The sequence below is a fragment of the Catellatospora sp. KI3 genome (genome assembly GCF_029948125.1).
Classification (GTDB): Bacteria; Actinomycetota; Actinomycetes; order Mycobacteriales; family Micromonosporaceae; genus Catellatospora.
Genome location: NZ_JASAMB010000012.1, coordinates 65045 through 91607 on the forward strand (window position 1 = coordinate 65045; position 26563 = coordinate 91607).

General features: G+C 71.6%; 24 protein-coding genes. 8 read left to right on the plus strand and 16 right to left on the minus strand.

Annotated features, from left to right (window positions below; all coding sequences use genetic code 11):
* The first annotated feature begins 36 nt into the window (after positions 1-36).
* Positions 37-2550 carry a malectin domain-containing carbohydrate-binding protein gene (locus QEZ54_RS20010; protein WP_281306338.1) on the plus strand — a complete coding sequence of 838 codons (2514 nt, stop codon included), beginning with the start codon at positions 37-39 and terminating at the stop codon, positions 2548-2550.
* 102 nt (positions 2551-2652) lie between these two features.
* Here QEZ54_RS20010 and QEZ54_RS20015 read toward each other — a convergent pair whose 3' ends face one another.
* The gene (locus tag QEZ54_RS20015; protein ID WP_281306190.1) at positions 2653-2964 is read right to left on the minus strand and encodes a hypothetical protein; all 312 of its coding nucleotides are present in this window, start codon (positions 2962-2964) and stop codon (positions 2653-2655) included.
* A gap of 87 nt (positions 2965-3051) precedes the next feature.
* A complete protein-coding gene (locus QEZ54_RS20020; RefSeq protein ID WP_281306191.1) occupies positions 3052-3921 on the minus strand; it encodes a S1 family peptidase in 870 nt (289 codons plus the stop codon).
* A 348-nt stretch (positions 3922-4269) separates the two neighbouring features.
* On the opposite strand from QEZ54_RS20020, the gene QEZ54_RS20025 reads away from it, so the two are divergent.
* Complete coding sequence (locus QEZ54_RS20025; RefSeq protein ID WP_281306192.1) at positions 4270-7908, plus strand: pentapeptide repeat-containing protein; 3639 nt, start codon at positions 4270-4272, stop codon at positions 7906-7908.
* A 71-nt stretch (positions 7909-7979) separates the two neighbouring features.
* On the opposite strand, the gene QEZ54_RS20030 is transcribed toward QEZ54_RS20025, so the two are convergent.
* The 10 genes from QEZ54_RS20030 to QEZ54_RS20075 are packed head-to-tail and all read right to left on the minus strand — an operon-like array spanning position 7980 to position 18121.
* The gene (locus QEZ54_RS20030) at positions 7980-8981 is read right to left on the minus strand and encodes an LLM class flavin-dependent oxidoreductase (protein WP_281306193.1); all 1002 of its coding nucleotides are present in this window, start codon (positions 8979-8981) and stop codon (positions 7980-7982) included.
* Positions 8978-9301: a TIGR04076 family protein gene (locus QEZ54_RS20035; protein WP_281306194.1), complete on the minus strand. Its 324-nt coding sequence runs from the start codon at positions 9299-9301 to the stop codon at positions 8978-8980. Before QEZ54_RS20035 ends, QEZ54_RS20030 begins: the two co-directional genes overlap by 4 nt.
* Positions 9298-9681 carry a nuclear transport factor 2 family protein gene (locus QEZ54_RS20040; protein WP_281306195.1) on the minus strand — a complete coding sequence of 128 codons (384 nt, stop codon included), beginning with the start codon at positions 9679-9681 and terminating at the stop codon, positions 9298-9300. Before QEZ54_RS20040 ends, QEZ54_RS20035 begins: the two co-directional genes overlap by 4 nt.
* Complete coding sequence (locus tag QEZ54_RS20045) at positions 9678-11339, minus strand: DUF885 domain-containing protein (RefSeq protein WP_281306196.1); 1662 nt, start codon at positions 11337-11339, stop codon at positions 9678-9680. Before QEZ54_RS20045 ends, QEZ54_RS20040 begins: the two co-directional genes overlap by 4 nt.
* On the minus strand, positions 11336-12577 hold the full coding sequence (locus QEZ54_RS20050; protein WP_281306197.1) for an amidohydrolase family protein: 1242 nt from the start codon (positions 12575-12577) through the stop codon (positions 11336-11338). The genes QEZ54_RS20045 and QEZ54_RS20050 overlap by 4 nt, the downstream gene beginning before the upstream one ends.
* Positions 12578-12586: 9 nt before the next feature.
* Positions 12587-13537 (minus strand): ABC transporter ATP-binding protein, encoded by a 951-nt coding sequence (locus QEZ54_RS20055; RefSeq protein WP_281306198.1) that lies wholly within the window; start codon positions 13535-13537, stop codon positions 12587-12589.
* Positions 13534-14511, minus strand: a complete 978-nt coding sequence (locus tag QEZ54_RS20060) for an ABC transporter ATP-binding protein (RefSeq protein WP_281306199.1) — start codon at positions 14509-14511, stop codon at positions 13534-13536. Before QEZ54_RS20060 ends, QEZ54_RS20055 begins: the two co-directional genes overlap by 4 nt.
* A 2-nt stretch (positions 14512-14513) precedes the next feature.
* Positions 14514-15419 (minus strand): ABC transporter permease, encoded by a 906-nt coding sequence (locus tag QEZ54_RS20065; RefSeq protein ID WP_281306200.1) that lies wholly within the window; start codon positions 15417-15419, stop codon positions 14514-14516.
* Positions 15416-16513 (minus strand): ABC transporter permease, encoded by a 1098-nt coding sequence (locus tag QEZ54_RS20070; protein WP_281306201.1) that lies wholly within the window; start codon positions 16511-16513, stop codon positions 15416-15418. The genes QEZ54_RS20065 and QEZ54_RS20070 overlap by 4 nt, the downstream gene beginning before the upstream one ends.
* Positions 16514-18121 carry an ABC transporter substrate-binding protein gene (locus QEZ54_RS20075; protein ID WP_281306202.1) on the minus strand — a complete coding sequence of 536 codons (1608 nt, stop codon included), beginning with the start codon at positions 18119-18121 and terminating at the stop codon, positions 16514-16516.
* Positions 18122-18409: 288 nt separating this feature from the next.
* Between QEZ54_RS20075 and QEZ54_RS20080 the strand changes: the two genes are divergently transcribed.
* The 5 genes from QEZ54_RS20080 (at position 18410) to QEZ54_RS20100 (ending at position 22833) form a co-directional block, all read left to right on the plus strand.
* Positions 18410-18946, plus strand: a complete 537-nt coding sequence (locus QEZ54_RS20080; RefSeq protein WP_281306203.1) for a cupin domain-containing protein — start codon at positions 18410-18412, stop codon at positions 18944-18946.
* Between the two features lie 72 nt (positions 18947-19018).
* Positions 19019-19936: a dihydrodipicolinate synthase family protein gene (locus QEZ54_RS20085; RefSeq protein WP_281306204.1), complete on the plus strand. Its 918-nt coding sequence runs from the start codon at positions 19019-19021 to the stop codon at positions 19934-19936.
* A complete protein-coding gene (locus tag QEZ54_RS20090; protein WP_281306205.1) occupies positions 19936-21105 on the plus strand; it encodes an FAD-dependent oxidoreductase in 1170 nt (389 codons plus the stop codon). The genes QEZ54_RS20085 and QEZ54_RS20090 overlap by 1 nt, the downstream gene beginning before the upstream one ends.
* On the plus strand, positions 21098-21382 hold the full coding sequence (locus QEZ54_RS20095) for a (2Fe-2S)-binding protein (RefSeq protein ID WP_281306206.1): 285 nt from the start codon (positions 21098-21100) through the stop codon (positions 21380-21382). The genes QEZ54_RS20090 and QEZ54_RS20095 overlap by 8 nt, the downstream gene beginning before the upstream one ends.
* Positions 21379-22833, plus strand: coding sequence for an FAD-dependent oxidoreductase (locus QEZ54_RS20100; RefSeq protein WP_281306207.1), 1455 nt, complete (start codon positions 21379-21381; stop codon positions 22831-22833). Before QEZ54_RS20095 ends, QEZ54_RS20100 begins: the two co-directional genes overlap by 4 nt.
* Positions 22834-22998: 165 nt before the next feature.
* Here QEZ54_RS20100 and QEZ54_RS20105 read toward each other — a convergent pair whose 3' ends face one another.
* The 4 genes from QEZ54_RS20105 to QEZ54_RS20120 all read right to left on the minus strand — a co-directional run bounded on the left by QEZ54_RS20105 (position 22999) and on the right by QEZ54_RS20120 (position 25448).
* Positions 22999-23667, minus strand: coding sequence for a DUF305 domain-containing protein (locus QEZ54_RS20105; RefSeq protein ID WP_281306208.1), 669 nt, complete (start codon positions 23665-23667; stop codon positions 22999-23001).
* Between the two features lie 129 nt (positions 23668-23796).
* Positions 23797-24123: a MerR family transcriptional regulator gene (locus QEZ54_RS20110; RefSeq protein ID WP_281306209.1), complete on the minus strand. Its 327-nt coding sequence runs from the start codon at positions 24121-24123 to the stop codon at positions 23797-23799.
* Positions 24124-24193: 70 nt separating this feature from the next.
* Positions 24194-24676 (minus strand): Hsp20/alpha crystallin family protein, encoded by a 483-nt coding sequence (locus QEZ54_RS20115; RefSeq protein ID WP_348650556.1) that lies wholly within the window; start codon positions 24674-24676, stop codon positions 24194-24196.
* A gap of 118 nt (positions 24677-24794) precedes the next feature.
* Positions 24795-25448 (minus strand): hypothetical protein, encoded by a 654-nt coding sequence (locus QEZ54_RS20120; RefSeq protein WP_281306210.1) that lies wholly within the window; start codon positions 25446-25448, stop codon positions 24795-24797.
* Between the two features lie 115 nt (positions 25449-25563).
* Here QEZ54_RS20120 and QEZ54_RS20125 point away from each other — a divergent pair, with 115 nt between their 5' ends.
* Positions 25564-26526 carry an SDR family oxidoreductase gene (locus QEZ54_RS20125; protein WP_281306211.1) on the plus strand — a complete coding sequence of 321 codons (963 nt, stop codon included), beginning with the start codon at positions 25564-25566 and terminating at the stop codon, positions 26524-26526.
* Positions 26527-26563 lie beyond the last annotated feature (37 nt).

A 26563-nucleotide genomic window follows, 5' to 3' on the forward strand; every position in this document is an offset into this window, starting at 1 on the left:
CGCCCCTTCGGAGTGCCCGTGACACCTCGTTCGACCATGCCCCGCCGTGCCCTCGCCGCGCTCGCCGCGCTGGCGCTCACCGCGGCGGGCGTCAGCGCGGCCGTACCAGCGGCCGCCGCGCCCAACCACACCACGGTGGTCAAGGCGGTGCCCTCCTCCGCCACGCCCGACATCAAGAACGGCACCGTCAACGCCATCTACGACGCGGGCACGAAGATCATCGCGGCCGGCGACTTCACCACCGTCCGCAACCGCGGCACCGAAGTGGACATCACCCGCAACTATGTGCTGGCCTTCGACAAGGCCACCGGCACGGTCGACACCGCGTTCGCGCCGACCGTCGACAGCGAGGTCTCCGCCGTCATCGCCGGACCCACCACGGGCACGGTCTACATCGCGGGCAAGTTCAACACCGTCAACGGGGTCACCCGGCGCAAGGTCGCCCTGCTCAACGTCAGCACCGGCGCGGTGGTCACCAGCTTCGCCGGGCCCGCCTTCAACGGCGCGGTCAAGGACGTGGCCCTGGCCGGCAACCGGCTGCTGGTCGGCGGCATCTTCACCACCGCCGGCAACACCGTCCCCCGCGGCGGCCTCGCCTCCCTCAACGCCACCACCGGCGCGGTCGACAGCTACCTGACCACCACCCTGACCGAGAACCACAACTACGACGGGGTCAGCGGCTCCAGCGCCGGAGTCGGCGCCAGCAAGCTCGCGCTGTCGCCCAACGGCCAGGTGCTCGTGGTGATCGGCAACTTCAAGAAGGCCGACGCGGTCCTGCACGACCAGATCGTGAAGCTGGACCTCGGCCCGAGCGCGGCGACGATCGCCGCCTGGAACACCACCCGCTACACCCCGCGCTGCGCCTGGTGGGCGTTCGACTCGTACATGCGCGACATCGCGTACGCGCCCGACAGCAGCTACTTCGTGGTCGTGTCCACCGGCGCCCCGAACGCGGGCACGCTGTGCGACGCCGCCGCCCGCTGGGAGACCGCCGCCACCGGCACGGACACCCAGCCGACCTGGGTCGACTACACCGGCGGCGACACGTTCCTGTCGGTCGACATCAGCGAGCAGGCCGTCTACGTCGGCGGGCACTCCCGCTGGCTCAACAACAGCTTCGGCGGCGACAGCGCGGGCCCCGGCGCGGTCGGCCGGGCCAGCATCGCCGCCCTCGACCCGCTCAACGGCCTGCCGCTGGCCTGGAACCCGGGCCGGCACCCGCGCGGCGTCGGCGCCTCCGAGATGCTGGTCACCCCGAGCGGCCTGTGGGTCGGCTCCGACACCGCCTTCATCGGCGACCACCAGTACCGGCGCGAGCGGATCGCGTTCTTCCCGCTGACCGGCGGCAGCGCCCCGCACCCGACCACCACGGCCGCGCTGCCCGGCAACGTGTACCGGGCGGGCGTGCCCGTACCGACCAATGTGCTCTACCGCGTCAACGCGGGCGGGTCCGCGGTCGCCGCGACCGACAACGGCCCGGACTGGGCGGGCGACGACGGCGGCAGCCCCAGCCCGTACCACAACACCGACAGCAGCACCGCCGGGTACGGGACCGTGCCGACCGTGGACGCCACCGTGCCCGCGGGCACCCCGGCCGCGCTGTTCTCCTCCGAGCGCTGGGACCCGGGCTCGGCCCCGGAGATGAGCTGGCAGTTCCCGGTCACCGCCGGGACCGAGGTCGAGGTCCGGCTCTACTTCGCCAACCGGTACGGCGGCACCGCCTCGCCCGGCTCCCGGGTCTTCAACGTGGCCCTGGACGGCACGACCGTGCTCGCCAACCTGGACCTGTCGGGGTCGGCCGGGCACGACGTCGGCACCATGCGCTCCTTCACCGTCGTCAGCGACGGCTCGGTGGACCTCGACTTCGGCCACGTGGTCGAGAACCCGCTGATCAACGGCATCGAGATCGTCAAGACCGGGCCGCCGCCGGCCGGCAACGCCGACGACGTGCTGGTCCGGTCCTACGACGGGGCGACCACCGTCGGGGCGACCAGCGCGGTCGCCAACCCCGACAGCACGGCCTGGTCGACGGTGCGGGGCGGCTTCTGGGTCGGCGGCACGCTGTTCTACGGCATGAACGGCGCGCTGTGGCGGCGTACCTTCAACGGCACCGCCTTCGGCACGGCGACGCTGGTCGACCCGTACCACGACGCGTACTGGGACACCGTGGACAACGACTCCGGCCAGACGTACGCCGGCTCGACGGTGAACTTCTACGCCGAGATCCCGAACGTGACCGCGATGCTCTACACGGCCGGGCGGGTCTACTACACCCTGGCCGGGTCGAACGAGCTGTACTGGCGCTGGTTCACCCCCGACAGCGGGGTCGTCGGCGCCGACAAGTTCACCGTCGCGGGCGTGGGCGGCATGGCCGACGCGGGCGGGCTGCTCCTGTCGGGCACCACCCTCTACAAGGTCAACCGCAGCACCGGCGACCTCTCGTCCACCGCGTGGGCCGGTGGCGTGCCGAGCGGGTCGTTCACGGTACGCAGCGGACCGTCCCTCGACGGCACCGACTGGCGGGCGAAGCTCCTGTTCATCGCCCCCTGACCGACGCGGAGGGCGTCCAGGCCGGCTTCTCACGAGCCGACCTGGACGCCCTCTGCCGTGTCCGGCGGAGAGTGCGCCCGGTGACCCGGAATACTCGGTCGTTCAGTCGTCGAAGGGCTCGTCGTCGTGCCAGCGCCAGCCGCAGGTGCCGTCGTCGAAGATCTTCAGCCAGTACTCAGCGACGGGATCGCCCTCGGGGTAGGTCAGGGAGGTCGCGGCGAGCATCCGGCGGTGAGCCTCGACGTCCTCTGCGGCGCCGGTTGCCTCCGACTCGGTGAAGAGCGGGCGGATGGCGTCGAACCCGGGCAGGGCTTCGACACGCCCGTGCATCCAGGGGAAGTCGCCGCCGGTCACGATGATCCGTGCGACCAGCACACCGTCGTGATGCAACCCCCAGGTACCTGCTTCACTCATGCGATGCATGGTGCCATGCGACTGCGCCGGGCAGACTGATGTTCGTGCCCGGCACCGGTTCCCGGTGCCGGGCATGACGCACGTCGGTCAGAGCAGGCTCACGCCGTACGCGTCGGCGGCCTCGCGGACCGGCTGGAAGAAGGTCGTGCCGCCCGAGCGGCAGTCGCCGCTGCCGCCGGAGGTCAGGCCGATGGCCTTGTTGCCGTCGTAGAGCGGGCCGCCGGAGTCGCCGCCCTCGGCGCAGACGGTGGTCTGGATCAGGCCGCCGACCTTGCCGCCGGGGTGGCCGCTGTAGCGCACCGATACGTTGAGCGCGGTGACCTTGCCGCTGTGCACGCCGGTGGTCGACCCGTCCCGGGTGACGGACTCGCCCACGAACGCGTCGGCGACGGTGTAGCCGCCCGAGTGGCTCAGCGACGTGTTGTCGTAGCGCACCAGCGCGTAGTCGTTGCCGGGGAAGCTGTACCCGGTGGTCGCGCCGATCAGGGTCGTCTGCGCCGAGTTGGTGTACCAGGTGCTCACCAGCGTGCCGCAGTGCCCGGCGGTCAGCAGGTAGTAGACGCCGCCCTTGACCACGTTGAAGCCGAGCGAGCAGCGGTAGCCGCCGCCGTAGATGGCGTCGCCGGGCGACACCGTCGGGCGGAACACCCCGGCGTTGCGCTCGATGCGCAGCGCACCCGCGTTCGCTCCGGCGGCCTGCTTCAGGGTGGCCAGCGCGGCGGGCGATACGGTGGCGTCGGCGGTGACCACGACCCGCCCGGCGGCGGTGTCGGTGTACCAGGAGATGCCGACGACGCCGGACCGGTCGACCGCGGCGTCGACCGCGGCGAGGGTGTCGGCGCCGAAGCGCGGGGCGGCGGTCGCGGCCGCGGGCTGAACGAAGGCGGCGAGGGTGACCGCGCCGACGGCGGCCATGAGCAGCCGGCTGGTACGGGTACGTTGCGGAGTAGTGGTCACTGGGCGTCCTCCTGGAGGGTCGGCGGGACGTTGGGGTCGGTCCCGTCCGTACGCCGCCGAGCGCCTCCCGGTCGGTCAGGCGTATCCGCGACGTACCGGCCCAGTATCCAAATACGTCGATTTTGCTTTCAAGTGTCGCCAGTCCCCCACCCAGGCACAAATACGTGCACATCCGCGTCGCGGCCAAGCATAGGGGGACACAACAGCGCCATCGCCTATCCACCGTTCGGTGGATGGGCGACTGTGTAGACACCGCAAGGGCCGTCTGCGGTCTGCAAGGCTTTGCGGAGGTGTCGGCTGTTTGACATACCGGCTGGTTACTAGTTTCGAGCTGGTACCGGTTTACCAATGGACTACGTGGGCGGTGCCTTTAAATTTCTGTCCGCTGTAGCGGTCAAACCCGCAGCGGAGGCGGCACAGCGCAACGACCAGATCGTCGCCGTCCTGCGCAAGCTCCGCCTGGAAGGACCGGTGCCACCTGCGGACTTCGGAGCGCTGTACGCCCGCACTGTGATCGACGTCCTCTACGGCAAGCCCGCACCCGTGCTCGCACTGTTCCGCGACCAATACGTCCGGCAGGCGTTCACCGACTCATTCCACTCGGACGACTACAGCCGGTTACTCGAAGAGGTCGCCGGCGCGGTCGAACGCAATGCAGAGTCCAGCGAGTTCGGACATCTGCCATACCGGATCGCCGATGAGATCGGGCCGGTCATCGAGCGGTTCCACTACTGGGTGACGCGAAGCCGGACGCCAGCACAGGCCCGTTTCGAAAACAAGCTCGACGCACTGCAGGTCCACTTCGAGAATCAGCTCGACGCACTACCGGCCAGGATCGCCGCCGATCTGCTGGAAATACCGGCGGACAAGTTCGGCGAGATGGCACGTGTTGCGTTGGCCCGCCAGGACGAGGAGCAGCACCGGCAGGAGCGCGAGCCCCATCGGGGCAGCGCGACACCGCTGGAGCGCCTGAACTCCGATGTCCGAGCCTGGTTCGCCACCCTCAACTACCGGGTCACCGCTGAGCTCGGCCACGATGACACCACGTACAGCTGGACGCTTCGGGCACCGGTCACACCGGGCAGGTACGGGACCGTGGTGATCCTGGTGGTGGACGGTGAGCTGATGAAGCATTATGTCAGCCGCGCGATCGAGGCGGTCCGAGAGCATGCGGCTGATGGAGCGTGGGTAATCGCCCAACAGCGGATCAGCCCATCCGCGCGCCAAGGGGCAGCCGAAATGCCGTCGGTCCTGTGCCTGACCTTCGACGATCTAATCGACCTCAACGCCGACTTCGAGCCATACCTCGACTGGCTGGAGGACACAGTCAGGAAACTGCGGATGGAGCAGCGATACGTCGAGCTGTCCTGTCGACGGGAGGAGCCTGGCGAAGAGCAGCCCAGTCTCTACGACTGGAAGGACGGCGGGCTCACCGAGTACGTTCACCGATGGCTGGCTGACCCCGCTAAGGAGCACCTGTCCGTGCTGGGTGAGTTCGGCACCGGAAAGAGCTGGTTCGCGCTGCACTTCGCCTGGCGCCTCGGTCGCCTGTGGCGCGAGGCCAAGCGACGTGGGCTGCCCCGCCCCAGGCTACCCCTGCTGATCCCGCTGCGGACGTATGCGAAAGCCGCGACGGTCGAGTCGGTCATCTCCCAGTTCTTCTTCGCCGAGCATCAGCTTGAGCTGAACTACCGCACCTTCCAGCACCTCAACAAGATGGGACGGCTGCTACTCATCTTCGACGGCTTCGACGAGATGGCCGCCCGGGTCGACCGCAACGTCATGGTCAGCAACTTCTGGGAGCTGGCCAAGGTCGCCGAGCCCGGTGCGAAGGTACTGCTCAGCAGCCGTACCGAGCACTTCCCTGATGCGGAGGGTACCCGTCAGCTACTGGCTGGCAACGTGCACGCGGCCGCGGTATCCGATGTCGAACCGCTCCGCTTCGACATCATCGAGATAGCACCGATGGACGTCGACCAGATCCGCGCGGTGCTGACCGGGATCACCGACGAGTACAACGTCAAAGTCGTGATGAACAACGAGGAACTGCGTGACCTGCTGCGCCGCCCGGTCATGTCGGAGCTGGTCCTTGAGGCGCTGCCCGACATCGGCGCCGGCCAGCGCATCGACATGGCACGGGTCTACCTCTACGCCGTCCGGCGCAAGATGGATCGCGACATCCGCGAAGGGCGAACCTTCACCGGCCGCCCCGACAAGCTCTACTTCCTCTGCGAGCTAGCGTGGGAGATGCTGTCGACCAGCACAATGAGCCTGAACTACCGCGAGTTCCCGGACCGTCTGCGAACGCACTTCGGCACCGCCGTCAGCTCCCCCAAAGACATCGACCACTGGGATCAGGACATGCGCTCCCAGACCCTCCTGGTCCGCAACGCCGACGGCGACTACAGCCCGGCCCACCGCTCGCTGCTGGAGTTCTTCGTCGCCTACAAGCTCGGCGCGGAGCTCGGCCTGCTGGATGACGACTTCCTCGACCTCGTGAACGCCGACCCCCGCTCCGATGGCAGCCACTACCGCTGGTCGGAGTACTTCATGCAACACCGCACCAATGGAGCTCTGCCCGCGCTGAGCCGGTTCACGGCTGAAGCCTCCGATCGGCTCGCCTCGACATTCGGCAGAGCACTCAACGAATTCACCACGTTCCAATTCCTATGGTCGATGATCTCGGGCACCGACCAGGTCAAGGACCAACTATTGGCACTCGCCAGAACCACAGGATCCCTACCCGATCCTCAGAACCTCGGCGGCAACTGCCTTAACCTCCTCAGATTCGCAGCACCCGACCTGGCCGGGGTTAATCTCGCCGGTGCGAACCTCGCCGGCGCCAATCCCCACCACGACCTGGCGATTTCCAGTCTCGCCCACGCCGATCTGCGAGGTGCAGACCTGTCCGGGGTGGCTATGCGGTGGACAAGCATCACCGGAGCCGACCTGACGGGTGCCTTCATCACCGACGTCGAGGTGCTGCGGACGTTCACACCCCAGGTTGCGGTGACAAGCTTCGGATCAATTGTATGCACCGACTTTGGCGCCTTGACCGACTCGGCCGTCTGGGAGAACGGGAACCTTCACGACTCCCCGGAGCACGAAAAAATCGGACCGACCGACCGCAGAAGAAGTGTCGCCGCGCTGACCAACGGGCAAGTCGCGATCAGCGCAACAAACGGCCTCATCGTACGCGATCCGGACGGCTCCACCCGCCGCGCGCTTCAAGGCAGGTCAGTAGTACAGATAGTGCCGATGGAATGGCGGTCGGAGCCCGCGATGGCCGTCCTTACCCGGCATAAAGGGATCAACCAATACTGCATCGTATTAGAGGACGGCCTGAGACCGGTGGCGCAGTTCGATCCACCCGACCCTTTGCGCCACGCATTGACCTCCAGAGTGCAGATGCGGTACACACGCTCTGGCGAGCTACGCCTCCTCTATTCATCACTGGCAGGCCAGTCGGAGATGTTTGCACTGCTCGATGACGGTCGATGGGGACGCTCCATTTCACTCAAATATCGGACAGTGTGGGCTTCTGACTTCCTGCTTCAACACTCGGAGACGAGGAAAGGATCTTGGACAGTCGATCTGCTGGACCTAGACGGGCAGTCCGTCTGGCAGCGTAGCGTCGAATCCTCAGCCGAATTGCCATCGTCCAACCTGCTTGTCGTCCCGACCTACGTGGTCATCGTTGGAACCGGCCGAGGGGTGAGCGCCTGGCCGATGCCGACTGGACCCGCACTCTGGGAGCACGAGGTTGCGCTGGGGGTCGAAAAGGTGATCGCACACCCGGATGGCCAGTCGTTCCTGTCGGTGTCCGGCTCTGGAGAGATCGCTCACCGGCTCATCTCCAACGGAGAGATCATCTCTAGGACGTCCGTCAATGATCACCTGCGGGGCACAAGGTTCTCAAGAGCGTGCGGCTTCAACGAACTGGTTCTGGACAGTCTGGAATTAGCCGGGGCAGTAATCGTCCCCTGAGCTGCGACCTGTCCCATGCGGGAACACCGTGGTGGTGCCTGCGCTCCCGTGCAGGCACCACCACGCCGCATTCAGCTGCGCAGTGTCGGCAGGACGCGGCGGCCCAGCAGGTCCACGCCGCGCATCGGGGTGAGCCCGTGCGGGGTGCCGAACTCGATCCGGGTCACCCCGGCCGCGAACACCGCCTCGGCCTGCGCGGCGATCTGGTGCGGCGTACCGGAGAACGCGAACAGATCCAGCAGGTCACCGCTGATCAGCGCACCTGCCTCCACATGCTCGCCGCGTCCGACGTGCGCCTGCACCCGGGCCAGCAGCTCCGGGTCGATCTCGACGGTCGGGTCGAGGTCGGCCACCACGGCCAGGTACATCGCGACCTCGGTCCGGGCCAGGCTCCGCGCGGCCTCGCCGTCCTCGTCGACCACGGTCACCGCGCCCAGGGTCAGCCCGACCTCGGACGGCGCCCGCCCGGCCTTGACGGCGGCAGCGTCGAGCCAGCCCCGCATCGTCTTGCCCATGGCCGGGTTGGCCGACCCGCCGACCTTCACATCGTCGGCGACGGTCGCGGCCAGCTCGGCGGTCCGCTGCCCCCACGTACCGACCAGCAGCGGCACGCGCGGCCGGTGCGGGGTGTAGCGCAGCGCCGTCCCGGGTGCGATCGACAGCTCTCTTCCGCGGTAACCGGCGGGGTCCTGGCCGAGCAGCAGGTTCACCACGTCGACGGTCTCGCGCAGCCGCCGCAGCGGCCGCTCCTGCGGCACCCCGACCTGGTCCAGCCACGTGCCCCGGGCCAGGCCCAGGTAGGCGCGGCCCTGCGAGGCGATGTCCAGGGCCGCGATCTGGCCGGCGATCTCGGCCGGATGCATCGTGTACGGGTTCAGGCACGCGGGCCCCAGCCCGATCCGGCTCGTATGCTGCGCCGCCACCAGCAGCGGGAAGATCGGCGGCTGGTACATCAGGTCGCCGAAGACGGACAGCACGTCGAAGCCGTGCCGTTCGGCGAGCTGGGCGATGGCGGCGTACTCGGCGGCGGTCTTGTCGGACTGGACGCCGAGTCCGATGAGGCGCTGGGTCATGTCAGCTCGTCCGTGGGGATGGTGCGGCGGCCGGTGCGCTCGATGCGCATGATCAGCCGCTCGTCGGGGTCGGGGCAGGCGACGTGGCAGTCGGTTTCGAGCCAGTCCCCCGGCGGCAGCGGGCGCTGCTTGGCAGGCAGCAGCGGCATGCACGCGGCCAGGGCGTACAGGCAGAAGTGGCCGCCGGGCGGGGTGGACAGCCGGTTGGACTCGGTCAGGTCGATGTAGTCGCCGACCTTCAGTCCGCACACGGACCGGCCTTCGATCCGTTCGACGACGACGCGCAGGTCGTACAGGTCGGTCACGGGCTGGTCGGTCATGACAGCTCCTCGGCGTGGTGGTGGACGATGCGCCAGCCGGTCTCGTCGCGGCGCAGCACGTCGGTGACGCGGAAGACGTCGTCGCGGCCGCCGTCGGCGTACCGGGCGCGCAGCAGGTAGCGGGCCAGGCCGGTCTCGCCCCAGGCCTCGGTGAGCAGCTCCTCGGGGGCGACGGTGACCGCGCCCCGGGCGGGGGCGCTGGTGCGGGCGGCGGCGCGGCGGTCGCGCAGGTCGTCGAGGGCGGGCAGGCCGTGCAGCAGGGCGGGGGCGTCGGACTCCCACATGGTCAGGTCGGGGTGCAGGTGGGCGTCGAAGCCGGGGCGGTCGCCGAGGGAGCGGTACATCGCGGTGATGACCGCGGCGATGTCGGACGTGGTCACGGTCGGTCCTTGGGGGTGAGGGCGGTGAGGGTGGCGCGCAGCGGGTCCAGGCCCATCGGGCCCAGCCGCAGCGCGTCGGCGTGGAACCGCTTGCGGTCGAACGAGGCTCCGGCGCGGGTCTCGGCGTCGTGGCGGGCCTGGGCCCACAGCCGGGCGCCGGCCTTGAACGCGAGCGCCTGCCCCGGCCAGCCGAGGTAGCGGTCCACTTCGAAGCGGGCGGTGGCGCGGTCGAGCCCGGCCACGGTGGCGAGGAAGTCGACGGCCAGTTCGGTGGTCCAGGCGGTGGCGTCGGTGAAGCCGTTGCCGGCCGGGATGGGGGCGTCCAGGTGCAGGCCCATGTCGATGACGATGCGGGCGGCGCGCCAGATCTGGCCGCAGAGCATGCCGAGGCGTTCGGCGGGCCCGCGGTAGAGGCCGAGTTCGTCGGCCAGGCGCTCGGCGTAGTGGGCCCAGCCCTCGGCGTAGCCGTGGACGTGGCAGAGGTGGCGCTGCCACGGGTGCAGCTCGTCGGTGGTCATGGTGATGGCGAACTGCAGGTGGTGGCCGGGCAGGCCCTCGTGGTACAGGGTGCCGACGTGGCTCCATACCGGGATCTCGGCCTGGCCGCCGGGGACCGCCCACCAGATGCCGCCGGGGCGGGTGAGGGCGGCGTCGGGCGGGGTGTAGTACATGACGCCGGAGGCCGCCGGGCTGAGCCGGCACTGCACCTTGCGGGTCCGGGCCGGGATGTCGAAGTGGGTGCCGTCGAGGGCGTCGGTGACCTGCTCGACGCGCTCGTTGAGCCACTGCTCCAGGGCCGGTCCGGTGGCGACCCGCCACGCCGGGTCGGCGTCCAGCGCGGCCATGGCCGAGGCGGTGTCGGGGTGGCCGAGTTCGGCGGCGACCTGCCGCATCTGCTCCGCCGTGCGGCGCAGCTCGTCCCAGCCGTACGCGTACAGCTCGTCGAGGTCGACCCGCGCGCCGAGGAAGCTGCGGGAGGTGACGGCGTACAGGTCGCGGCCGACGCCGTCGACGGTCCCCGCGCGCGGGGCCAGCTCGGTGCGCAGGAAGTCGACGAACCGGCCGGTCGCCGCGACGGCCTGGTCGGCTCCTGCGACGAGCCGGTCGTGGCACCCGCCGCCGGGGTGGGCGGACACGAGCCTGCCGTAGAAGTCGTCGGTGGTGATCCAGGCGGTGGCCTGGTCGGCGACGGCGAGGACCTGGCGGCGGGCGACGAGGTGACCCCGGTCGGCGGCGTCGCGCAGGGTCGAGGCGTAGGCGTCCAGGGCGTCGCCGAGCGCTTCCAGGTGCTCGGCGACGACGGTCCAGTCGGCTTCGGTGTCGCGGGGCAGTTGGTCGAAGACCTGGCGGGTCAGGTGCACCGGGGTCGCCAGCGGTGCGAGCAGCCGGGTGGTGAACCCGGCGTCGTACAGGGCGAGGTCGCTCTCCAGCCGGTCGACCAGGGCGGCCTTGAGGGCGCGTTCGGCGGTCGTGGCGGCGGTCGCGGTGCGCGCCTGCGCCAGGGTGCGCCGGTCCAGGTCGGTGCGGGCGGCGAACCCGGCCGGGGACAGGTCGCCGAACCGCAGCGGCAGCGGGCGGCCGACGACGTCGGCGGCGTCGGGGTCGATCGCGGCGAGTGCGGCAAGGTAGGCGTCGGCGACCTCGGTGACGGTGCTCATCGGGCGAACCTCCGGGTCAGATTCGTGTCGTCGCGGTACACGACGCCGCCCTTCATGACCAGGTGCAGGGTGCGCAGCGCGCCGATGTCGCGGGTCGGGTCGTCGCGCAGCACGATCAGGTCGGCGTGCTTGCCGGCCTCGACGGTGCCGAGCCGCTCGTCGGCGCCGAGCCACTGCGCGGGCCGTACGGTGGCGGACTTGAGCGCGTCGGCGGTGCTCATCCCGGCGTCGACCATGAACTCCAGCTCGCGGACGGTCGCGGTGGTCTCGTCGTAGCCCGCGTGCGGCGGCATGTCGCTGCCCAGCGCGATCGGCACGCCGTTGCGGATGGCCAGCTGCAGGCTCTCCCAGTGCCGGGGTCCGGCGCCCAGGGCCCGGTCCATCAGCCAGCCGGGTACGCCTGAGTCGCGGAAGAACTGCTCGCAGCGGCTGACCACGATCGTGGGCACGTACCAGACGCCGCGCGCGGCCATCAGCTTCGTGACGTCGTCGGTGAGTTCGTAGCCGTGCTCGACGCAGTCCAGTCCCAGCTCGACGGCGCGGCGGACCGAGTCGGCCGGTCCGGCGTGGGCGGTGACCTTGCGGCCCCAGTCGTGGGCGACCTGGATGACGGCGGCCATCTCGTCGTCGAGCAGCTGCGGGGTGTCGATGGCCTCGTGCTGCCCGGCGATGCCGCCGGAGATGCACACCTTGATCAGGTCGGCGCCCGCGCGGATCTGCTGGCGGGTGAGCTTGCGGAAACCGTCGGCGCCGTCGGCCTCGAGGGCGTCGGCGTCCCAGCCGTGGCCGCCGGTGCAGCACAGGGCGTGCCCGGCGGTGAAGATGCGCGGCCCGTCGACGGCGCCCTTGTCGATGGCCTTGCGCAGGGCGAAGTCGGCGTACCGGCTCTCGCCGACCAGGCGGGCGGTGGTGATGCCCGCGTGCAGGGTGCGCCGGGCCGAGTCGGCCATCAGCAGCACCAGTTCGGCCTGGTCGGAGCGGTGCACCTCGTCGCCGAAGTGGCCGGGCAGGCCGAGCGACAGGTGGACGTGCATGTTGGTCAGGCCGGGCATGAGGTACCCGCCGCCGAGGTCGACGACGGTCCGGCCGGGGGCTTCGGCCAGTACGTCGTCGACGGGTCCGACGGCGCGGATCATGCCGGCGGGGTCGACCCATACCGCGTGGTCGGGGTGGACGGTGTCGCTGACGGCGTCGTAGACGGAGCAGTTGACGAGCACCTGCTCGACTGGGCGGAACATGCTGCCTCCTTACAGGTGGGCGGGCTGGGGCTGGTGGAGCCAGCAGGCGACGGCGGCCGACGGTCCGGTCGCGACGGTGGGCGGTGCTTCGGCGCAGCGGTCGAAGGCGTGCGGGCAGCGGGGCGCGAACCGGCACCCGGACGGCGCGTTCGCCGGGTCCGGCACCTCGCCCGCCAAGGTCGCGGGCAGCACCGGCTCGGCGCTGATGCGGGGCACAGCGTCGATCAGAGCACGGGTGTACGGGTGGAGCGGCTGTTCCCACAACCGGCGGGTCGGCGCCGCCTCGACGATCTTCCCGAGGTACATGACGGCGGTGACGTCGGCGATCTCGTGCACCAGCGCCAGGTCGTGCGAGATGAACAGCATGCCCATCCCGAGTTCTCGGACCAGCCCCACCAGCAGGTTCACCACCTGCGCCTGCGACGAGGCGTCCAGGGCGGTGACCGGCTCGTCGGCGATGATCACCCGGGGCTGCGGGGCCAGGGCGCGGGCGATGGCCAGCCGCTGGCGCTGCCCGCCGGAGAACTGGTGCGGGTAGCGGGCGGCCGCGGTGGCGGGCATGCCGACTCGGTCGAGCAGCTCGGCGACGCGGGCGCGCCGGGCCGGGCCGGCCACCTCGGCCGGTACGCCGTCGAGCAGCTGCTCGCCGACGGCGCGGCGCGGGTTGAGCGAGGCGTACGGGTTCTGGAACACCATCTGCAGCCCGACCTCGTCGGCGTTGCGGCGGCGCCAGCCCAGCGGGGTGACCGGCCGTCCGGCGTAGCGGACCTGGCCGGCGCTGGGGGCGGTCAGCCCGGCGGCGACCCGGGCCAGCGACGACTTGCCGCACCCCGACTCCCCGACCAGCCCGACGATCTGCCCCGGCGCGACGGCCAGGTCCACCCCGGCCACGGCCCGGACGGGGGCGCGGCCGCGCGGCTTGTGCTCGACGTGCACGGCCTCGATCTCCAGCAGCGTCACGCCGCCACCTCCAACTCGGTACGGATCACGCACGCCGAGGTGCGGTCGGGCCCCGCCGGGTGCAGGGGCGGCACGGCGGTGCGGCACTCGTCGCGTACGTGCGCGCAGCGGGTGCTGAACGCGCAGCCGGGCGGCAGTTCGCCGGGGGCGGGCGGGCTGCCCGGGATCGGGGTGAGCGCCACACCGGTCTGGCCGCCGTGCGGGCGGGCGCCCAGCAGCGCGGCCGTGTACGGGTGCCGGGGTCCGGTCAGCAGCGCCCCGGTCGGCCCGGCCTCGACGACCCTGCCGGCGTAGAACACGTAGCTGCGGGCGGTCAGGGCACTGAGCACGCCGAGGTCGTGGGTGATGAACGCGACGGCGAGCCCGGTGTCGCGGCGCAGCCGGTCCAGCAGCGCCAGGATGCCGGCCTGGACGGTGACGTCCAGGGCGGTGGTCGGCTCGTCGGCGATGAGCAGGCGCGGCTGGGCGGCCAGGGCGCCGGCGATCGCGACGCGCTGGCGCATGCCGCCGGAGAACTGGTGCGGGTAGGCGCGCAGGGCCCGTTCGGGGTCGGGCAGGCGTACCTGGTCGAGCAGGTCGACGGCGCGGCGCTGCGCGGCCTTGCGGTTCATGCCGAGGTGGATGCGCATGTGCTCGGTGAGCTGCGTGCCGACGGTGAGCATGGGGTGCAGGGCGGCGGTGGGGTCCTGGAAGACCATGGCGATGCCGCGGCCGCGTACCCGCTGCCAGCCCTTGCGGTCGAGGGTGAGCAGCTCCCGGCCGTCGAAGCGGGCCGAGCCGGTGGTCTTCGCACCGGGCGGCAGCAGGCCGAGGACGGTCTGGGCGGTCATGCTCTTGCCGCAGCCGCTCTCCCCCGCGATGCCGACGAGCTCGCCCTCGCCGACGGTCAGGGACACGTCGTGCAGGATCGGCAGGGGTCCGCGGGGTCCGGGCAGGGCCACGGCGAGGCGGTCGATGTCGAGGAGTGCGCCCATCGTCAGCGTCCGTTCATGTAGCGGGGGTCGAGGCGGTCGCGCAGCGCGTCGCCGAGGACGTTGAAGGCCAGCACGACGGTGAGGATGGCCAGGCCGGGGAAGACGCTGACCCACCACATGGACAGGTCCTGGGCGCCCAGCGCCACCATCGAGCCCCATTCGGCGGCGGGCGGTCGCGGGCCGAGGCCGAGGAAGGACAGGGCGGCCAGCAGCAGTACGGCGTTGCCGAGTTCCAGGGTGGCCAGCACGATCGCCGGGCCGACGCTGTTGGGCAGCACGTCGCGGCGCAGCGTGGTGATCGGGCCGACGCCCAGCAGCCGGGAGGCGTTGAGGTAGTCCTCGCCCCGGATGGTGAGCACCGCGCTGCGGATGACCCTGGCGTACACCGGCCAGGAGACGATGACCAGGGCCAGGATCGCGTTGCCGGTGCTCGGGCCGAACGCGGCGGTGACCGCCATCGCGAGGATGATCTGCGGGAACGCGAACACCAGGTCGGTCAGCCGCATCACGGCCTCGTCGAGGAACCGGCCGACGTACCCGGCGACCAGGCCCAGCAGGCCGCCGAGCAGCAGCGCGAGCGCCACGATGGCCAGCGCCAGCGGAATGGACAGGCGGGCGCCGTAGACGACGCGGCTGAACACGTCGCGGCCCAGCGAGTCGGTGCCGAACCAGTGGGCGCCGCTGGGGCCCTGGTAGGTGTCGACGCTCTGCGCGATCGGGTCGTACGGGGCGATCAGCGGCGCGGCCAGGGCGATCAGCAGCCACGCGGCGAGGATGCTCAACGCCACCACGGTGACCGGCTGGCGCCAGATGGGACGGCCGGCGGTGGCGCCGCGCACCCGGCGCAGCCAGCGGCGGCGGTTCAACGGCTTGGCGAGCTTGGGGTCTACTTCGGCGAGGCTTGTCATTGCAAACGGATCCTGGGGTCGATGAGTCCGTACAGCAGGTCGACGGCGAGGTTGACCAGCGTGTAGACCAGGGCCACGAACAGGCTGGCGCCGAGGATCGCGGGCAGGTCCAGCGCGCTGGCGCTGCGGTAGGCGTACTGGCCCAGCCCCGGCCAGCCGAAGATGTTCTCGACCAGCACCGTGCCCGACAGCAGCGACGCGAACGCCAGGCCGGAGACGGTGATGACGGGGACGAGGCCGGCGCGCAGCAGGTGGCGGCGCAGCACGAGGCTGGTGGGCAGGCCCTTGGCGTACGCGGCCTTGATGTAGTCGTGCTGGAGCACCTCCAGCATCGAGGAGCGCACGAACCGGACCAGGATCGCCACGGTGAGGCAGGTCAGCACGAGCACCGGCAGGACCAGGTGCTGGGCGGCGTCCCAGGCCAGTTCCCACTGCCCGGACAGGGCGGCGTCGACGGTGTACATGCCGGTGACGGTGTCGGGCGGGGTGAACCCCGGGGACAGGCGGCCGCCGCTGGGTGACAGTCCGAGCTGGTAGAAGAACAGGTACAGCACGACCAGCGACAGCCAGAACGGCGGGGTGGACAGGCCGAGCAGCGCCCCGACCCGGATGAGCTGGTCGGTGAGGCGGCCGTTGCGGACCGCGGCGAGCATGCCGATGCCGGTGCCGAGCAGCAGCGCCAGCAGCATGGTCGGGATGGCCAGCTCCATGGTCGCGGGCACGTAGTGCAGCAGGTCCTCGACCACGGCGCGGCCGGTCTGCTGCGAGGTGCCCAGGTCGCCGGAGAGCAGGTGCTGCAGGTAGTGCCAGTACTGCAGGTACACCGGCTGGTCCAGGCCCCACTTGGCGCGGAACGCCGCGACGGCGGCCGGGTCGTTGAGGGCCTGGTCGGACAGGTTGGCCGTGACCGGGTCGCCGGGCACGACCTGGACCAGGCCGAACGTCAGGACGGTGACGCCCAGCAGGAGTCCGGCGGTGATGACCAGCCGCTTGGCCAGGTAGGCCAGCATGGGGTGCCGGTGGCTGAGGCGGGGGCGGGGCCCGGGGGCGGCCGTGGTGGCCGCTCCCGGGTTGTCCGTGGTGCGCGTGGTCATTTACCTGGTACCGATCGCGGCGAGGTCGAGCTGCCAGCCGGCCGGGGTGTACTCGACTCCGGTCAGGTCGGGCGTGGCGACGTTCATGCCGGAGTTGTTGGCGATCACGAGGTACGGCGAGTGCTGGTTCATCAGCCGCTGCCAGTCCTTCATCGCCTCGGCGCGGGCGGCCGGGTCCAGCGTGGACACGACCTTCTCACCGGCGGCGACGACGGCCGGGTCGGCCCGCTCGACGGTCCAGCCGGCACGCAGGGCGCTGCCCGCCCCGGGTGCCATGTTGTTGACCAGCGAGTCGGCGACCGGGTAGTTGAGGCTCTGCGGGCTGAAGCCCATCGCCATCTTGCCGCTGCGCATCACGTCCAGGAACGAGGTCAGCGGCTGCGGGTTGAGCTCCAGGGTGATCCCGGCCTCGGCGGCGTCGCCCTGCACCTTGGTGGCGACCGTGCCGAGGTCGACGCCCCGGTAGGTGATCGTCGGGTAGGTGAACTTCACCGTCGGCTTGCTCAGCCCTGCCTCGGCCAGCAGCTGCTTGGCCAGGTTGACGTCGCGCTTGCCCTCCTCGCCCGCGGGCAGGGTGCCGGGGAAGGCGGGGGCGACCAGTCCGGCGCCGGGGCCGGCGCCCTTGCCGTACAGCGCCGCGACGCCCTGGTAGTCGATCGAGGCCCGCAGCGCCTGGCGGAACTTCGGGTTCGACGTCACCGGCGACACCGCCGGGTCGGCGTTGAGGATGAGGTAGTAGATGGTGTCCTGGACGCCCGAGGTGAGCAGCGTGTCGGGCAGGCCGTCGAGCAGCTTGCCGGAGATGTCCAGCGACACCTCGGCGGAGGTGGCCCGGGACATGGTCAGCTTCTGGGTCTGCACGTCCATGTTGCGCAGCACCACCCGGTTGAACCGGGGCTTGGCGCCCCAGTAGTTCGGGTTGGCCTCCAGCACGACCTGCGAGGACGGGTCGTAGGACTTCAGCGTGTACGGGCCGCTGCCGGCGGAGGTCTTGTCGAAGAACTGCTGCGCGGTGTCGGCCGAGGCGGCGTCGGCGCTGTCGGTGGCTCCGTTGGCCTTGGCGACCTTGGAGTTGACCACGCCGGTCGCCGACATGGCCAGCACGACCGGGACGTTGGGGTTGGGCTGGGCCGAGGTGACCACGACGGTCTTGTCGTCGGTCTTGCTCGCGGTCAGGTCGGTGACCATGACGGCGGGGCTGGCCTTGACGTTCTTCAGCCGGTTGAGGCTGAACACCACGTCATCGGCGGTCAGCGGCGTGCCGTCGGAGAACTTCACGCCCTCGCGCAGCTTGAACGTGAACGTCTTGGCGTCGGCGGAGGCCTCGTAGGACTCGGCCAGTTCCGGCACCGGCTTGCTGACGTCGGAGCCCTTGAACGTGAGCAGGGTGTCGTAGAGGGCGTGGGTGGCGGTGACGCCGGTCGCCTCGTACACCCGGCCTGGGTCCAGGGTCTTGATCACGAACGAGGTGTCGACGGTGAGGGTGTCGGCGGCGGCCTGGGTGCCGCTGCCGCCGCTGCCGGCGGTGCACGCGGCGGTGGCCGAGGCGGTGGTGAGGGCGACGAGCGCGAGCGCTGCGGCGCGGAGTCGGCGGGGGTTCACCGACATGCGGTTCCTACCTTCCTTCGGGCCGGTCCACGGGAGGGAGGATTTCCGGGGACCGGCGGTTCCGGGGGCCGGCATGCGGCCGGCGGCGCGCCTTCGGGTGTACGGATTCGGCCCGGTGCAACCGGTGTCGGCCGTACGTGTTCGATGTGGACGGACACGTCGTGCCCGGTGCTGTGCAGTAAGGGCTGGTAACAGTGGTGCTCATTACCGCTCTGGTTGACCACACTAAACATGCTCGTGTAGTTTAGTCAAACAAGTTCAGCAAAACTTATCTAGTTGGAGGCCCCGATGCTCGGCGACAGGCTCCGTGAGCTGCGCCAGCAGCACGGCTATACGCTGCGCCAGCTTGCCGCCGAAGCCGACGTCTCGTCGGCCCTGCTAAGCCAGATTGAAAACGGGGCGACCGACCCGAGCCTGTCGACCCTGCGCAAACTCGCCCGGGTGTTCGACACCTCGATCGCGATGCTGTTCAGCGAACCCGACGCCCCGGCGGTGTACATCAGCCGCCCCGGCGCCCGCAGCCGCCTGGCCGCACCCCCCGGCCAGATCTCCTACGACCGGCTCACCCCCGGCCGGGGCGACCTCGAAGTGCTGCAGGCCGACCTCGACCCGGGCGACGCCAGCTCCGCCCAGCCGTGGTCGCACCCGTCCACCGAGTGCGCCATCGTGCTGGCGGGCACCGTCACCGCCGAGATCGGCGGCAGCACCTACCAGCTCACCACCGGCGAGTCGGTCACCTTCGACTCCCGCCTGCCCCACCGCTACCTCAACACCAGCACCGAACCGGCCCGCCTGGTCATCGCGGTGACGCCGCCGACCCCCTAGACACCCCATCGCACCACCGCACAGCCCGCCGGACCGGCGGGCCGATGCCCCCTGCGCCACGGAAGGACCGCCATGGACCGCGACAGCGTCGACTGGCACGGCTACATCCCCGCCGTCACCACCCCGTTCACCGCCGACGGCGACCTCGACCTGCCCGCCTGGGCCGCCCAGCTCGACTGGCTTGCCGACCAGCGGATGCACGGCATCGTCGTGGCCGGCACCACCGGCGAGTGGTTCAGCCTCACTGAACAGGAGCGCGCCGAGCTGTTCCACGCCGCCGCGCGGCAGGTCGGCGACCGGATGACCGTGCTGGGCGGCTGCAACGCGTACACCGCCGCCGAGGCGATCCGGCACGCCCGCGCCGCCCAGGCCGCCGGGCTGCACGGCATCCTGCTGACCCCGCCGCCGTACGTCGTGCCCAGCCGGGAGGAGATCCTCGCCTTCTACCGGGACGTGTCGAAGGCCGTCGACATCCCGCTGTGCGTCTACAACTGGCCCCGCGGCACCGGCGTCGACCTCGACACCGAGCTGCTGACCCGGCTCGCCGACCTGCCCACGGTCGTCGCCGTCAAGAACAGCACCCCGGACTTCGGCGGCTTCGTCAAGGGCCTGGTCGCGCTGCGGCACCGGGTCCGCTACTTCGGCATCCCCACCAACGAGACCGGCATCGAGCTGCTCACCCGCATCGGCGGCGACGGCCTCATGGGCGCCGGGGCCGTGCTCGGCGCCGACCACCCCGACTTCTTCCGCGCCGTCGCCGGCGGCGACCTCGACCGGGCCCGGCACCTCGGCGCCCGCGACCGCGTGCTGATGGAGAACTGGTTCGGCGCCGACTACGGCGCCAGCTTCGCCAGCGCCCAGGCCATCCTCAAGTACGCGCTGACCCTGCGCGGCGTCCCGGCCGGGCACGTCCGCCGCCCCCTGCTGCCGCTCACCGCCGACCAGCAGGCCCGGGTCCGGGCCACGCTGACCGACCTCGGCCTGCGCTGATGGCGCGCTACGACGCGGTGGTCGTCGGCGGCGGCCTGCTGGGCTGCGCCGTCGCCTGGCACCTCGCCCGCGCCGGCACCCGCGTCCTGGTCGTGGAGAAGGACCAGCTCAACCGGCACGCCTCCGGCCAGAACGCGGGCAGCCTGCACTTCCAGCTCGAATACCGCATGGTCGAGCACGGCGACGACGCGGCCCGGCTGGCCGCCCGCGCCCTGCCGCTGCACCTGGACGCCATGCGCGCCTGGGCCGGGCTGGAGACCGACCTCGGCCGCCCCTGCGGCGTCGCCCAGCGCGGCGGACTGATGCTCGCCGAGACCCCGGCGCAGGTCGCCGCCCTGGACCGCAAAGCCGCCCTGGAGCGCGAGTACGGCCTCGACGTCGAGATCCTCGAAGGGGAGCGGCTGCGCGAGCTGGCACCGTACCTGGCCGACAGCGTCCGGGCCGCCGCGCTGCTGCCCGGCGAGGGCAAGGCCAACCCGAGGCTGGTCACCCCGGCGTTCGCCCACGCCGCCACCGCCCACGGCGCCGAGATCCGCACCGGCCACCGCGTCACCGCCCTGCACCGCGACGGCGGCCGCTGGCACCTGACCGGCGCCGACGGCCGGCTCGACACCGCCGACACGGTCGTGCTCGCCGCCGGGGTGTGGACCACCGAACTCGCCGCGATGGCCGACGTCAGGCTGCCCGCCTTCCCGGTCGGGCTCACCATGAGCGCCACCGCCCGCACCGCCCCGCTGCTGCCGCACCTGGTGCAGCACGTCGGGCGGCGGCTGTCGATGAAGCAGACCGGTGAGGGCAACATCCTGCTCGGCGGCGGCTGGCCCGCCAAGCTCGTCACCCGCCACGGCCGCGTCGACCTCGACCACAACCCCGAGCTGCGCTACGAGTCGCTGACCGGCAACGCCGACGCCGCCCGGGTCGTGCCCGCCGTCATGGGCCTGCCCGTCATCCGGTCCTGGACCGGCATGACCACGCTCACCCCCGACCAGCTGCCGCTGCTCGGCCCGATCCCCCGCCGCCCCGGCCTGTACGCCGCCACCGGCGGCTCCGCGTTCACCCTCGGGCCCACCTACGCCCGCCTGCTGGCCGCGACGCTGCTGGGCGGGCAGCCCGACCTGTCGCTGGACGACTACTCCCCCGCCCGGTTTGGAGCCCTGAACTTTGTCTGACCCCACCCGTACCGCCCTGCGGCGGCCGAGCCCCACCACCATCGACGTCGACGGCGAACCGGTCACCGCCTACCCCGGCGAGTCCCTGGCCACCGCGCTGCTGGCCGCCGGGCGGCGCGCCACCGGCGCCACCGCCTCGGGTGCCGCGCGGGCGCCGTACTGCAACATGGGCGTCTGCTTCGAATGCGTCGTCACCGTCGACGACCGCCCCTTCCAGCGCTCCTGCCTGGTCCGGGTCCAGCCCGGACTCAGCGTCCGCACCGGAGCCCCGCGGTGAACCCGGAGCCTGACGTCGTCGTGGTCGGCGCGGGCCCGGCCGGACTCGCCGCCGCCGCGGTCCTCGGCCGCCACGGGGCACGCGTGCTCGTCGTCGACGAGCAGCAGCGGCCCGGCGGCCAGATCTACCGGCAGCCGCCGACCGGCTTCACCCGCCCCGACCGGCACGCCAGGGCCGGGCAGGCGCTGCTGGCCGAGGCCGCGGCGGCACCGAATGTCGGCTGGCTGCCCGACAGCACCGCGTGGGGTGTGTTCGGCACCCGGGCCGGGCTCGACGACTACGCCGGACCGGCCCCGGGGCCCGGCCGCATCCGGGTCGGCGTGCACACCCCGGCGGGCGGCCGCATGCTGGAACCCGCCGCGCTGCTGCTCACCGCGGGCGCGTACGACCTGCCCGTACCGTTCCCCGGCTGGACCCTGCCCGGCGTGCTCACCGCCGGTGGCGTGCAGACCTTCGTCAAGGCGCAGGGACTGCTGCCCGGGCGGCGCGTCGTGCTGGCCGGCGGGCACCCGCTGCTGCTGGTCGTTGCCGCGCAGCTGGTCGAGGCCGGCGCGACGGTGGTGGAGGTCGCGTTCAGCCAGCACCTGCGCACCCTGGTACCCGGACCACGCGACCTGCTCGCCGCCCTGGGCAGCGCGGGCAAGCTCGCCGAGGGCGCCGCCGCGCTGGCCACCCTGCACCGCGCCCGGGTGCCGATCCGGTTCGGCACCGCCGTCAGCTCGGCCGCCGGCGCCGACGCCGTCACCTCCGTCACCCTGTCCCGGGTGGACCCCGCCGGAGCGCCCGTCGCGGGCGGCGAGCGGGCCCTCGCCTGCGACGTGCTCGCGCTCGGGTACGGCTTCGTGCCCTCCACCGAGCTGGCCCGGCAGGCCGGTTGCGCGGTGCGGTGGCGGCCCGCCGAGGGCGGCTGGGTCGTCGAGCACGACGAATGGCTGCGCACCTCCGTGCCCGGCGTCAGCGCCGCCGGGGAGCTGACCGGTGTCGCCGGAGCGGAGCAGGCCGAGGTCGAGGGGCGGCTCGCCGCGTACGGCATCCTGCGGGAGCTCGGGCGGCTCGACGCCGCCCGCGCGCGCACCCTGGCCCGGCCCGTACGCAGGCTGCTGGCCCGGCGGCGGCGCTTCGCCGCCGCCGTCCTCAGCCGGTTCGCCCCCGCTGCTGCGCTGCTGGACGCGCTGCTCACCGACGACACGGTGGTGTGCCGGTGCGAGGAGGTACGGGCCGGCGACATCAGCCGCGCCCTGTGCGACCACCCGCACCTGGGCACCGCCAACGCCGTGAAGCTGCTGACCCGCGCGGGCATGGGCCTGTGCCAGGGCCGGTCCTGCGCGCCGGCGGTGTGTCGGCTCGTCGCGCAGACCGGCCGCACCGCCCAGCAGGTCGGCACGTTCACCGCGCAGGCGCCCGTGAAACCGGTCCCGCTGGCCGTGCTGGCCGCCGACCGGGCCGTTTAGCCCTCGGCGGCCCCGCTCTTGGGGCATCACCGCGCGGAGGAGCACCGGCAGGCCGCGTAGGCCGACCTGCGGATGGCCGAAGCCGTCCGGGCACCCCGCAAGCCGACCTGCCGCCGAAGACCGGACCGGCCAGGTTGCACCGCGGCCTGGCCGGTACGCGGACGGTCAGCTGGTCGGGCTGGGTGTGGGAGCCGGCGTGCCCCCGGCCAGCTGGCGCAGTTGCTGCAGGGTCGCGTTCGCGGTGGTCTGCAGCTGGGTGGCCAGCTGCTTGGCGTCCTGGTCCTCGCCGCTGGATATCTCACCGTCGACCAGGGCGAGCGCGTCCTGCTGCAGCGTGCTCATCACCTGTACGAACGCCTGGTCGAACTGCTCGCCGCTCAGGCCCTGCAGCTGCTGCAGGCCGGGCATGGGGGTCGCCGTCGTCCCTGGACTGGCCGAAGCGGAGGCCTCGGGCATGCCGGGGCTGGCCTCGGGCAGACTGGGACTGGCGGGCAGACCGGGGCTGGCGGACGGCAGCGTCAGGCCCTTCTGGGTGAGCCAGGCCTTCAGCTGATCGAGCTGCGTCGAGTAGGTCTGCTGGATCTGGGTGGCCAGCTGCTTGAGTTCGGTGCTGGCGGCCTGCCCGGCGGCCATACCGGCTGCCTGCACCACCTGCTCGTGGTTGGCGATCATCTGCTGGACGAACTGGACGTCGGTACCGGACACCTGCGACGGGCTGGGTTGTCCGGCCCACTGCGGCGCGGGCACGGACTGGCTCGTCGCACAGCCGGTCAACGCAGCGGTGCCCAGCAGTACAGCTGCGACGATCGTGATCGGGCGGGCAGCGGGCGGCATGGCACTCTCCTCATTGATGCGAGAAATCTTCGCCCACCATATGCCCGAACTGCACCTTTTAATGGGGTATCACCCGACATCGGCGGGCGGACCCGCCACCGCGACGGGCGTTCGCGCCCACCACGCGAATCAGCGGTCGTCCAGGCGACGGCGCAGCACCTCGATCATCATGTTCGCGGCCGCCAACTGGTACTCCAGATCGACGATGCGCACCGCCGCGTCCAGTCGCATGCCGTCGTCGACGAGGTGACGGGCGCGGTCGGCGCGCTGCAGATCCTCATGGGTGTAGCGGCGGTGGCCGCCGTCGGACCGGTGCGACTGAAACAGCCCGGCGGTCTCCACAGCGCGTAGGAACGCCGGCGTGACACCGATGGCCTGCGCCGCAGTGCCCATCGCATACCCCGGGAAGTCGGCGTCACCCAGCACCGGGGGACGGCCCTGCGACGGCTCGGTCATCAACGATCCGTTCTCCGCAACAGGCTCGGCCCCGTGCCAGCGAACCCGCACGGGGCCGAGCCGCGTTCGATCAGCTCCTGGCACCGGCCAGCGTACGGTCCTCGCCCACCTGGCCACTGATCATCTTGTGCCCCTCGCGGCCGGACAGCGTGGCGTCCGCGCCGCGGGTGACCTCGATCCGGCGCGGCTTGGCGCGCTCGGCGACCGGGATGGTCAGCGTCAGCACGCCGTCGCGGTAGTCCGCGCGGATGGCCTCCACGTCGAGCCCGTCGCCGAGCACGAGCTGGCGGCTGTACCGGCCGGCGGGCCGCTCCGACACCAGGTACGACGAGTCCTCGGGGTCGCTGCGGCGGCGCTCGCCGCGCACCGTCAGCGTGCCGTTCTCAGCCGAGACGTCGAGGCTGTCGACGTCGATGCCGGGCATGTCGAACCGGACCACGAAGGTGTCGCCCGTGCGCAGGCAGTCCATGGGCATCGGCGACGGCGTGCGAGCCGTGCCGAACACCTCACCGGCGAGCCGGTCGAAGTCGCGAAACGGGTCGAAACGCATCATGATCAACACACCTCCCAGATGAGTACCTCAGGCAAGCCTCCCGCTCGCCTGACAGCTATTCTATAGCCACTGCTACAGATTTCAAGTCACGGCGAGCATAGGTTTCGGTGCGGCCGGCTCAGCGCCCGGCCGCTCCCAGCCCCACCGGCGAGCCCGGGAGCCGGTCCGGCATCGGGGTGATGACCGACCAGTGCTCGACGATCATCGCCCGGTCCAGCCGGTACAGGTCGTAGAACGCCGCCGGTTCGTCATGCACGCCGCCGGTGCACACGACGAAGACGAACTCGCCCTCGGCCACGGTCAGGTGGCGGCGGCGGTAGCACATCAGCCGGTTCGACAGCGCCGCGCACATCGGGGCGACCCCGCTGCCGAGCGCGGCGGTGTGCTGGATGAGGTCGGTGACGACGAAGTGGCTGACGTTCGACAGCTCGCCGCCGATGAGCACGTGATCGGTGTAGTAGTCCACGAGGCGGCGGCTGAGCTTAGTCTGCTCGGGGTGTTCGGGCTGGTCGGGAGCGCACGACCCGACCGTGTCGGTCGAAGGCTGCAGCGCGACCCACCGCTCGGCCGTCCGGGCCCCGGCCAGCCTGATGATCTCGAACCCGATGAAGTCGGGGGCATCGCCGTACCCGGTGAACCGCGCCTGCACCACGACCAGATCGCCGTCGGCGATCACCCGCAGTGCGCTGCCCGAACTCTCCACGCCCAGCACGCGCAGCCGCTGGGTCGCGTCACTTCGTGAACGTACCGGCAGTTGACCCGTAGTCGTCATGACAACCCCTCGGAGTGACCAGATCCGTGGGCGTACCCGGCCCGAGCGGGCGACAAACCAGCCCTCACCAGGGGCAGGCTGCGTAAACCGACGGTGAGCCGGGTACTGCCACCCGATGCCACTGACACGGTCACTCAGCGAGTCCACCGTCGTGATCACCGGCGCGTCCAGCGGCATCGGCGCCGCCACCGCGCTGACCCTGGCCCGGCGCAGCACCCGGCTCGTGCTCGCCGCCCGCAGCAAGCAGGGCCTGACCGACATCGGCGACGAATGCCGCCGGCTCGGCGCGCCGACCCTGGAACTGCCCACCGACACCGCCGACGCCCGCGCCGTCGAGCAGCTCGCCGCCGACGCCGAGGCACACTTCGGCCGCGTCGACGCCTGGATCAACAACGCGGGGGTAGCCGTCTACGGCAGGCTGCGGGACCTGCCGGTGGAGCAGGTCCGGCGCACCATCGACGTGGACGTCTTCGGCTACCTGCACGGCGTTCAGGCGGCCCTGCCGAGGCTGCGCGCCGCGGGCGGCGGCGTACTGATCATGGTCGGCTCGGTGCTGTCCGAGGTGTCCCTGCCCTACCTCGGCGCGTACGTCATGGCCAAGCACGCGGTGCAGGGCCTGGCCGACTCGCTGCGCCAGGAGCTGCAGGCCGACGGGATCGACGAGGTGTCGGTGTGCACCGTGCTGCCCGCCTCGATCGACACTCCCCTGTTCGCCTGGGCCGCCAACTACACGGAACGGGAGGTCCTGGCGCCCCGCCCGCTGAGTTCGCCGCAGCACGTCGCCGACCGCATCGTCCACCTGCTGCAGTACCCGCGCCGGCAGAGCCTGGTCGGCACGGGCGCCGCCAGCGTCATGTGGCCGTGGCGGCTGGCCCCGGCCCTGGCCGAGCGCCTGCTCGTCTGGTACGGCCAGACGGCGCAGTTCGGCCGCCCCGCACCGCCGTCGCCGGGCAACCTGTTCGACCCGGTCGAGCAGCCGCGCCGCATCGACGGCGGCCGCCGCCTGCCCCTGGCCGCCCTCGCCGGCATCCCCGCCGCCGCCCTCTCCCAGGCCCGCCGCCACCTCCTCGGCGGGTGACCCGCCGCGCGACAGTGGACGCAGTTTCGGGGAAAGT

Bases quoted from the DNA above. Each gene is read 5' to 3' on its own strand.
- QEZ54_RS20025 (WP_281306192.1), top strand. From the start codon at position 4,270: ATGGACTACGTGGGCGGTGCCTTTAAATTTCTGTCCGCTGTAGCGGTC.
- QEZ54_RS20065 (WP_281306200.1), bottom strand. From the start codon at position 15,419: ATGACAAGCCTCGCCGAAGTAGACCCCAAGCTCGCCAAGCCGTTGAAC.
- QEZ54_RS20030 (WP_281306193.1), bottom strand. From the start codon at position 8,981: ATGACCCAGCGCCTCATCGGACTCGGCGTCCAGTCCGACAAGACCGCC.
- QEZ54_RS20125 (WP_281306211.1), top strand. From the start codon at position 25,564: ATGCCACTGACACGGTCACTCAGCGAGTCCACCGTCGTGATCACCGGC.
- QEZ54_RS20035 (WP_281306194.1), bottom strand. From the start codon at position 9,301: ATGACCGACCAGCCCGTGACCGACCTGTACGACCTGCGCGTCGTCGTC.
- QEZ54_RS20050 (WP_281306197.1), bottom strand. From the start codon at position 12,577: ATGTTCCGCCCAGTCGAGCAGGTGCTCGTCAACTGCTCCGTCTACGAC.
- QEZ54_RS20015 (WP_281306190.1), bottom strand. From the start codon at position 2,964: ATGAGTGAAGCAGGTACCTGGGGGTTGCATCACGACGGTGTGCTGGTC.
- QEZ54_RS20010 (WP_281306338.1), top strand. From the start codon at position 37: ATGCCCCGCCGTGCCCTCGCCGCGCTCGCCGCGCTGGCGCTCACCGCG.
- QEZ54_RS20120 (WP_281306210.1), bottom strand. From the start codon at position 25,448: ATGACGACTACGGGTCAACTGCCGGTACGTTCACGAAGTGACGCGACC.
- QEZ54_RS20115 (WP_348650556.1), bottom strand. From the start codon at position 24,676: ATGATGCGTTTCGACCCGTTTCGCGACTTCGACCGGCTCGCCGGTGAG.
- QEZ54_RS20060 (WP_281306199.1), bottom strand. From the start codon at position 14,511: ATGGGCGCACTCCTCGACATCGACCGCCTCGCCGTGGCCCTGCCCGGA.
- QEZ54_RS20105 (WP_281306208.1), bottom strand. From the start codon at position 23,667: ATGCCGCCCGCTGCCCGCCCGATCACGATCGTCGCAGCTGTACTGCTG.
- QEZ54_RS20080 (WP_281306203.1), top strand. From the start codon at position 18,410: ATGCTCGGCGACAGGCTCCGTGAGCTGCGCCAGCAGCACGGCTATACG.
- QEZ54_RS20075 (WP_281306202.1), bottom strand. From the start codon at position 18,121: ATGTCGGTGAACCCCCGCCGACTCCGCGCCGCAGCGCTCGCGCTCGTC.
- QEZ54_RS20045 (WP_281306196.1), bottom strand. From the start codon at position 11,339: ATGAGCACCGTCACCGAGGTCGCCGACGCCTACCTTGCCGCACTCGCC.
- QEZ54_RS20070 (WP_281306201.1), bottom strand. From the start codon at position 16,513: ATGACCACGCGCACCACGGACAACCCGGGAGCGGCCACCACGGCCGCC.
- QEZ54_RS20085 (WP_281306204.1), top strand. From the start codon at position 19,019: ATGGACCGCGACAGCGTCGACTGGCACGGCTACATCCCCGCCGTCACC.
- QEZ54_RS20090 (WP_281306205.1), top strand. From the start codon at position 19,936: ATGGCGCGCTACGACGCGGTGGTCGTCGGCGGCGGCCTGCTGGGCTGC.
- QEZ54_RS20110 (WP_281306209.1), bottom strand. From the start codon at position 24,123: ATGACCGAGCCGTCGCAGGGCCGTCCCCCGGTGCTGGGTGACGCCGAC.